6 protein-coding genes are annotated in these 8851 nt (G+C 43.4%); 4 read left to right on the top strand and 2 right to left on the bottom strand.

Annotated features, from left to right (window positions below):
* Window positions 1-88: 88 nt before the first annotated feature.
* Window positions 89-1150: a hypothetical protein gene (locus VR862_RS12900; RefSeq protein WP_324721394.1), complete on the bottom strand. Its 1062-nt coding sequence runs from the start codon at window positions 1148-1150 to the stop codon at window positions 89-91.
* Between the two features lie 91 nt (window positions 1151-1241).
* On the opposite strand from VR862_RS12900, the gene VR862_RS12895 reads away from it, so the two are divergent.
* The 4 genes from VR862_RS12895 (at window position 1242) to VR862_RS12880 (ending at window position 6373) form a co-directional block, all read left to right on the top strand.
* Window positions 1242-2144: an ABC transporter ATP-binding protein gene (locus VR862_RS12895; RefSeq protein WP_324721393.1), complete on the top strand. Its 903-nt coding sequence runs from the start codon at window positions 1242-1244 to the stop codon at window positions 2142-2144.
* Window positions 2144-2980 (top strand): ABC transporter permease, encoded by an 837-nt coding sequence (locus VR862_RS12890; protein ID WP_324721392.1) that lies wholly within the window; start codon window positions 2144-2146, stop codon window positions 2978-2980. Before VR862_RS12895 ends, VR862_RS12890 begins: the two co-directional genes overlap by 1 nt.
* Before the next feature lie 87 nt (window positions 2981-3067).
* Entirely contained in the window at window positions 3068-5071 is a 2004-nt protein-coding gene (gene uvrB / locus VR862_RS12885) for an excinuclease ABC subunit UvrB (protein WP_324721391.1), read from the top strand.
* Between the two features lie 90 nt (window positions 5072-5161).
* Window positions 5162-6373, top strand: coding sequence for a phage tail-like protein (locus tag VR862_RS12880; protein ID WP_324721390.1), 1212 nt, complete (start codon window positions 5162-5164; stop codon window positions 6371-6373).
* 301 nt (window positions 6374-6674) lie between these two features.
* On the opposite strand, the gene VR862_RS12875 is transcribed toward VR862_RS12880, so the two are convergent.
* Window positions 6675-8771 carry an acetate--CoA ligase family protein gene (locus VR862_RS12875; RefSeq protein WP_324721389.1) on the bottom strand — a complete coding sequence of 699 codons (2097 nt, stop codon included), beginning with the start codon at window positions 8769-8771 and terminating at the stop codon, window positions 6675-6677.
* Window positions 8772-8851 lie beyond the last annotated feature (80 nt).

Below are 8851 nucleotides of genomic sequence, written 5' to 3'. Positions count from 1 at the left end.
GAGCCAGGACTGATATGTAAAGGAGCCTCAAAAATGACATTTTTGAGGCTCCTTTTTTATTACTCCTTTTTCCTTAGACCTTAATCCTTTAGATCAGTCTTTTCATATTCACATCCTCGTAATTTCGCTTTACAAAATCGAGGGCTGTGCGCAGTATCTGCCCCATAGAGCGGGCCCTTTTAAATTTCATGTCATTTGAGAATTCGTAAAGTTCCTTTCGCAGTTGCTTCACGTTCGGTTCGTTGGAGATTTGGTCGTTAAGGATACAGCGCATCAATTCCTTATACCGGGATTGTGCATTGATGATCCTTTTGGCCAGCAGGGAGCGCTCTTCCCTCCGGTACTGCTCAATCGAGGACTCCTGAAGCTTTTCACTAACCAGTTGCACCATTTTAAAGTTCTCTTTAAAGAACTGCGGCCGATACACTTTCAGGTTTCCTTCAAAACACTGTTGATCGAAATCAATTGCCCTAATCTGGTATTCTACATGATCGAAATCGTGAGTGGGAATGATCACATAATTATAGGAACGCATATCACCCAAGAGCCTTATGGTGCAACGCTCATTGAATTTCACGAACTGCTTTGCGATCTGGGTCTTGGCCCTGTCATCACAAAGCGGCAGCTCATCATCTATGAACACATCCCCCGGAATTCCCGCTATATGTTCTTCGATCAGCGTATCGCGGTAAACCAAAAAATTTATCCTGTGCGGGGAAAGTATATGTTCAAATTCTAGTCCGTAGATCCTGGAAGCATCGGCTTTTTTTACATAAAAATAGGTGAAACTATCATTCAGGATATTCCGGATCTTTATGCGAAAAGGCTTTGAATTTCCGAAGGTACAGTAGTCAATGGCATCAACATTAAGGAACTCCAGCGAGTCATCACTACCATCGGAATGCAGGATGGTATACACCTTTTTCAAGCTGTTGTCGATATCATCCCTTTCATAATCGGGATAATAACAACGCACCCAATAAGTATCCTCCTCATGCTGATCATATACCACGATCGAGCCCGAGAATCTTAGAAGGTCATCATAAAAAACCGGGATTTTAGTGTTTCGATTGTATTTGGCGAGATATTTATGGAACCGGTCATTCACCGGAAAGGATGGTTTCTTTTTTGACATTAATTTTTCCCGCATACCCTGAATTTCCTCAAAAATAAGACTTCTTTTTATATCGGCCTGTAACAAAACGTTAACTTAGACGTCGAATGTTAAAACCCGGTTTATTTTGAGCACAATACTTCGTCTAAATAATCTCACTAAAAGATTTGGCCCCGTCACCGCGGTAAAGGATCTCTCATTCACCATTGAAAAAGGGAATGTTTACGGCATTCTCGGTCCAAACGGAAGTGGAAAATCCACTACTCTGGGGATCGTTCTAAATGTGGTCAATAAAACCAGTGGAGATTTCCAGTGGTTCGACGGACAACAGAGCACACACGACGCCTTGAAAAAAGTTGGAGCCATCATCGAGCGGCCTAACTTCTATCCATATATGACCGCCGCACAAAATCTTGCCCTGGTGTGTAAGATCAAGAACGTTTCCCCAAACAAGATAGATGAGAAACTGGACCTGGTAGGCCTGCTGGAGAGAAAAGACAGTAAATTCCGTACTTTTTCACTGGGTATGAAACAGCGGCTCGCTATTGCCTCTGCCCTTTTGAATGACCCGGAGATCCTGATCCTGGATGAACCTACTAACGGACTTGATCCACAGGGAATTCACCAGATAAGGGAGATCATTACTACTATTGCAGGCATGGGAACCACCATCCTGCTGGCCTCTCACCTGCTCGATGAAGTGGAAAAAGTTTGTACCCATGTGGTGATCATAAGAAAAGGAGAAAAGCTTTACAGCGGGCCGGTAGATCAAATGAACGCCAGCTTTGGATTCTTTGAGTTAAAAGCTGCAGATAGGGAACGACTTAAATCCCTTCTGGAATCACATCCTTCTTTTGGAAAGATCACCGAAAAAGGCGACTGCATTGTTGCTTTTTTAAAGGAGTCAATGGATGCCGAAACCCTCAACACCTATTTATTTGATAACGGACTGGTACTTTCGCAGCTTGTGAAGCGAAAAGAAAGCCTTGAAGAACAGTTCTTACAGTTAACCAACCAAATTTCAGCTTAATGTTACGACTACTCAATATAGAATACCATAAGCTGCGCTACAGCAAATCGGCCAAGATTCTTATCACCACTTATTTTGTGTTGATCACCTTCATATCCCTCATCGCCTCTATTGAATTTAATTTTGGAGGATTCCGGGGACGGGTTGCCGATATGGGTATCTTTAATTTTCCCTTTATCTGGCACTTCAACAGCTATGTTGCTGCCACTCTTAAGCTATTCCTGGCTATTGTGATCGTCTCGATCATGTCCAATGAATACTCCAACCGTACTCTTAAGCAGAATTTGATTGATGGTTTGAGTAAAAAAGAATTTGTCCTTTCTAAATTTCTCACGGTGCTAAGCTTTGCACTGCTGTCCACTGTTTTTCTATTTATTGTTTCTTTGATCCTGGGGCTTTCCTTCTCAGATTATACCGAGATCTCCATCATCTTTTCAGATATGGAGTACCTGTTCGCCTATTTCATAAAACTAACGGGTTTCTTTGCTTTCTGTATGTTTTTGGGAGTTCTTGTCAAAAGATCGGCCTTTGCACTTGGATTTCTGTTCATCTGGTGGATCCTGGAAAGTATTGCCAGAGGAGTGATGGAATATAAGCTCTTTAGAGATTCGAATATTGCAGAGAACATCGCACAGTTCTTTCCTCTGGAATCCATGAGCATTTTGGTAAAAGAACCCTTTACACGACTGGGTGCAATACAATCGGCGGCTGCGCAGATGGGTTCTGAGATTACCAAAGACTACGGGATCTACTGGTACCAGCTCTTAATTGTAGTGGTCTGGACCGTCATTTTTGTCTACCTGTCTTTTTTACTGCTGAAGAAAAGGGACCTCTGATCTAACTGATCTTAAACTTTTTAGAAGCCGGCAATATTTGCCGGTAGCTTCCAAAATAGCTATTTTTGCAGGTCAGCAAAAAAGTCTATGAAATTCAAAGTAAAGTCCGATTTTAAGCCTACAGGGGATCAGCCACAGGCGATAAAGCAGCTTGTCAACGGGATCAATAGTAAAGAAAGATACCAAACCCTCCTCGGGGTTACAGGATCGGGAAAAACCTTTACAGTAGCCAATGTTATTGAAGAAGTTCAAAAGCCGACATTGGTCCTGGCCCACAACAAAACCCTGGCGGCACAATTATATTCTGAATTCAAGCAATTCTTCCCGGATAACGCGGTGGAATATTTCGTGAGCTACTACGACTATTACCAGCCGGAAGCCTTTATCCCAACCTCCGGAACTTATATAGAGAAGGATCTTTCCATCAATGAGGAGATCGAGAAGATGCGGCTTAGCACCACTTCTTCCCTGCTTTCCGGAAGAAGGGATGTCATTGTAGTTGCGTCCGTTTCCTGCTTGTACGGGATTGGAAACCCTGTGGAATTTAAAAAGAACGTTATCTCTATTGAACGGGACATGGTGATCTCCAGGACACAACTGCTTCATAAGCTGGTGCAGAGCCTCTACTCAAGGACCGAAGCTGAATTTAACCACGGGAATTTCCGCATTAAAGGAGATACTGTCGACATCTACCCCAGTTATGCAGATAACGCCTTCAGAATTCACTTTTTTGGAGATGAGATAGAAGAGATTGAAGCTTTTGATCCCGCCACCAATGACCTGATCGAAAAATATGACCGACTGAACATTTATCCGGCAAACATGTTCGTTACCTCCCCCGATGTCCTGCAGGGTGCAATAAGAGAAATTCAGGATGACCTGGTAAAACAGGTGGATTACTTCCAGGAAATCGGGAAGCACCTGGAGGCAAAGCGACTTGATGAGCGGACGAATTTTGACCTGGAAATGATCAGGGAACTCGGTTATTGTTCAGGAATAGAGAATTATTCCCGGTACCTGGATGGTCGACCCCCGGGCACCCGACCTTTCTGTTTGCTGGATTATTTCCCAGATGATTATTTAATGGTAGTCGATGAAAGTCACGTGACGATTCCGCAGGTTCATGCCATGTATGGCGGAGACCGCTCGCGCAAGGAGACACTGGTAGAATATGGCTTCAGGCTTCCGGCGGCAATGGATAACCGCCCGCTGAAGTTTGAGGAATTTGAGGTACTTCAGAATCAGGTGATCTATGTGAGTGCTACCCCGGCAGATTATGAGCTTCAGAAGACAGAAGGGATGTACATTGAGCAGGTAATTAGACCCACCGGATTGTTAGACCCCGTCATTGAAGTGCGGCCAAGTCTTAACCAGATCGATGATCTTATTGAAGAGATGCAACTTCGTATCGATAAGGACCAGAGGATCCTAGTGACCACACTTACAAAACGCATGGCCGAGGAGCTCACCAAATACCTGACGCGAATAGACATTCGCTGTCGCTATATCCACAGTGATGTAGATACTCTGGAAAGGGTGGAGATCATGCAGGATCTTCGAAAAGGCCTTTTTGACGTCCTGGTTGGGGTAAACCTTTTAAGGGAGGGGCTGGACCTTCCCGAAGTTTCTCTAGTTGCTATTCTTGATGCGGATAAAGAGGGTTTTCTTCGCAGCAACCGTTCCCTGACCCAGACCATAGGTCGTGCTGCCCGTCACCTCGAAGGAAAAGCGATCATGTATGCCGACAAGATCACAGAAAGCATGCAGAAAACTATTGATGAAACAAATTACAGAAGGGAGAAACAGCTTAAGTACAATGAGGTGAACAATATCACCCCTACTGCCCTGAAAAAGTCCTTTGAAAATATGCTGGTCCGCAAAAAACCGGAGCCTTATACTTATGAAGTGGCTCCGACTCTTCAGGCAGCCGAGGCTGAAACGGAATTCTTCAGCAAACCTCAGCTGGAGAAGCGCATCAGGGAGAAAAGAAAGGCTATGGAATCGGCAGCAAAAGAGCTAGACTTCATGACCGCCGCTAAACTCCGGGATGAAATAAAAATGCTGCAGGAGAAAGTGAAGGAAGCCTCTTAGAGTGTTAAAATTTGTTTAGAATACTGAACAGCAGCTGGATAAATTCTTATCTTGATGGTATTCCGGTGCCTCCCTCTAATTTTTACACTCGTGATAAAAACTCTTCTTATAGGGATAGTGCTACTATTTGCCTACAGCAATTTGACGGCCCAGGTGGGGATCAATACCACCGATCCCAAAGCTCAACTTGACATTGCCATTGATAATCCCACAGCCCCGGAACCTACAGATGGTATCCTTATTCCCCGGCTCTCAACCTTTCCCGCTACCAATCCTTCAACAGCTCAAAACGGGATGATGATCTTTCTCGCCTCTCAAAAAGGGGAATTTTCCCCCGGATTTTACTGGTGGAACTCTTCTTCAGCTAAGTGGGAAGGCATGGCGGGCAAAGCTACATCTGACTTTTACAAAATAGGCACCACCTCCCCGGCAGCCAGCCCTAATGAGGCCGTTTTCAGAAAAGGGAATGTTACCATTGGTGGCACCTCCCAAAATGTGAAACTAAAGGTGATGATAGATGCTCAGGAAGATCATGCTAACCGAACTGCGCTCGAAGTGGAAAATGCCAGCTCTACCACAAAAAATGTAACCTATGGAATCCTTAGCAGTAATAACACTGCAACCGCAGATAAGAAGTATGGTATTAAAAATTCTGTCAGTGCCAGTGGGATTGGGATCCACTATGGTATTTTCAATGAGGTCAATCAAAATACGAATGAGGAGATCTACGGGATCTGGAATGATGTGGGAAAGACATTTGGCGCCACTAAAAATCATTATGGGATCTACAATGAGATAGGGACGACACAGGGCACCGGTTTTGTTTACGGGATCTACAGCACTGCCTTTGGAAGTGATCCAAAAAAGGTATATGCAGGCTATTTTTCGGGAAGAGTGGGAATTGGAACAACAGGAAACGATTATATCCTCCCCGATGTGCGGGGACAACAGGATCAAGTTCTAGTGACCGATGCAACGGGAATTGTTTCGTGGAAGTACCCCAACTTTGGCACTTACTCCTCCACTACCTCGTCTACCGGAGCTTTTAATATACCTGATGAGACATACACCCTTCGCATCAACAATCAAGTAAGTAGTGTGGTGATCCCCGATGCAGCATTAAATAAGAACAGGATCATTTACCTCATCAATTGGCCCGGGAATTCCTATAAGTCCTTTGATTTCCTGAGCGGAAATGATCTTTTTGATATCACCACCAATTCCCCCGTTACCGGAATTGGTCCGGGGCAGAAATATATGATCCAGAGCGCAGGCAACAGGTGGATACTTTTGGATAAGTAAGGTTTGGAATATTGGGCTCGAGCCCCAGGTCGGTGAGATAATCTTAGTTCCTCCGGAAAAGTTTGGAGGCAATCCCTTTCTTACTATTACTTCCGCCTGCAGATGCAATTATTTATAAGAGGTGTCAAAAATGTGTTTTTTGAGAGGTGTGGAGTTAAGGCTTCCTGGAGAAGGAAAATTTTGATCTTCCGGATAGATCCGGAGGGAACTCTTTCCTTAATGAGCCTTATAAGTCACCCCGGCCTTAGCGAAGATAAAGCTCCGGAAAGGAAGTTATTTTTGTCATTTTTGAAACCTCAGGTCACACAATTTCAGTCAAAACCTTAGGCTGCAGCTTTTTATTTGGTCTTTCTAGCCGGATCCTCACATCCACCGCTGTCAGCTCTTTATCAGTAGCCATGAGTGGGTTAAGATCAACTTCTGCAATCTCAGGAACTATAGATAATAAGTTGGAGATCCTTACGATAGTTTCAGCAAACAGTTTGATATTTATTCCTCCCTGACCTCTAACCCCTTTTAAAATGGGAAATGCTTTAAGAGAGGTGATCATGTTCAATGCATCCTCTTCCGAAACCGGGATCATCGAAGCATTTATATCTTTTAATACTTCCACAAAAATTCCGCCCATCCCACATAGAATGACGTGAGGATAATTTGTTTCTTTTTTTGCCCCTATGAACAACTCCTTCCCCTTTATCATTGGCTGGATCATCACAGATTTTGCTCCTTCAATTTGCATCAACTTATGGAAATGACTGTTTAATTCGGTTTTATTGGAAACATTTAAGATTACTCCCCCGACATCAGATTTGTGCAAAGGCCCGTCAACTTTGAGAACTACAGGATAAGTGAGAGACTTTAAAGATTTTTTCAGCTCTGCTTCAGTCCTTACCTCCAACAGCGTGGCAAATTTAACTCCGGCATATTCGAGCAAATTTACAGCTGCATTTGTCGGCATGTAACCGTCCGGAAGCCCATCAACCAATTTTCTTACTTCTTTAAAAAGACGAAAATCAGGATCACTTTCTCCACCCCTATCAGGGGAATGGGTGTAGATCTTCGCCAATGCATTTCCGAAAAGAACTTCATCGGGAAAGGCGATGTTCCCTTTCTTTATAAACTCCTTTATCTCGCTCTTCACATTTACCACGGAGGGTAAAATGGGATAAACCGGTTTTTTGGAGGTCCTGATCTTCTGATCCAATATCGCATAAACATCATCTACAGGTGCTAAACCCGGACTTCCAAAGATCACAGCCATGGCATCGATATCCCGACAGTTCTCACAAAATTCAATAATTGCCTCTAACTGCCCGGCATTGCCTGTTGCTAAAAAATCAATTGGATTGGATACCGAAGATCCATTATATAATTTCTCCAACAAGGCTTCACTCTCCGGGCCTTTTAATGGCGGAATATTAAGGCCGTTCTTTGACAGAACATCTGTCAGCATCACGGCAGGTCCCCCGGCGTGAGTGATGATCGCAATGTTCTTTCCTTCGGATTCTTTTTGCTGAAGTATGCCCGCAACAGTGAGAAGCTCGTTGCGGCCATAGCAGCGAATAATTCCGGCTTTTTTAAACAAGGTATCAATAAAAACATCTGAATTGGCTATTGCTCCCGTATGTGAAGAAGCTGCCCTGTTTCCTTCTTCCGAACTACCAGCCTTTATAGCTGCTATTTTACAGCCTTTGTTTATTAGGGAAGCTGTGTGTTTTAGGAACTTAAGCGGGTCTTTAATGCTTTCAATATAGAGGAGTTTGACTTTGGAACCTTTTCCTTTTTCGAAAGAGTCGTCCAGGAATTCCAGGATCTCCTCTACTCCTGCTTGTCCGCTGTTTCCCACTGTATAAATACTGGAAAATGTAATACCCATACTCTCTGCCGCTTCAATGATAAAAACTGCCGTAGCACCTGAACCGGAGATAAAATCCACTCCGTTTTCATTCAGTTTAGGAACGGGTGTAGTAAATACTCCTGTATAATGCTTATTGATTAATCCGATGTTATTAGGGCCTAATAAACTTCCGCCTGCGTCATTTATCAATTCGACAATATCCTTTTCCAGCTTTGCGCCTTCCTCATCTTTTTCACTGAAACCGGCTGAAAATATAATAAAGCCCTTTGTATTCTTTTGTTGTGCGAGAACTTTGACAGCTTCATAAACATATTTAGCTGAGATCGCAATTATAGCCAGATCTACTTTGGGTATATCCCTGATGTCCTTGTAAGATTTAACCCCCTGGACCCTATCCTGCTTTGGATTTACAGCAAACAATTCTCCTTCGAATTGATGATCGATCAGGTTTTTCAGCACTCGCCCACCGGGACTATGAATATTATCAGACCCTCCTACTACTGCGATACTTTTAGGATGAATCAATTTTGGATGAAGCATATAAACCGGGATTTTACTAATTGTAAAGGAAGAAATTTCAAAATGGATATTAGCTGATATTCATCAGCATCTGTTTGATT

The organism is Salinimicrobium aquimaris, from assembly GCF_035607535.1.
Classification (GTDB): Bacteria; Bacteroidota; Bacteroidia; order Flavobacteriales; family Flavobacteriaceae; genus Salinimicrobium.
The sequence above is the reverse complement of the archived record's forward strand: the minus strand, read 5'-3'. Positions and strand labels throughout refer to the sequence as shown.

Excerpts from the sequence above, each read along its gene's own strand:
- VR862_RS12875 (WP_324721389.1), bottom strand. The coding sequence starts at position 8,771 with ATGCTTCATCCAAAATTGATTCATCCTAAAAGTATCGCAGTAGTAGGA.
- VR862_RS12890 (WP_324721392.1), top strand. The coding sequence starts at position 2,144 with ATGTTACGACTACTCAATATAGAATACCATAAGCTGCGCTACAGCAAA.
- uvrB (WP_324721391.1), top strand. The coding sequence starts at position 3,068 with ATGAAATTCAAAGTAAAGTCCGATTTTAAGCCTACAGGGGATCAGCCA.
- VR862_RS12900 (WP_324721394.1), bottom strand. The coding sequence starts at position 1,150 with ATGCGGGAAAAATTAATGTCAAAAAAGAAACCATCCTTTCCGGTGAAT.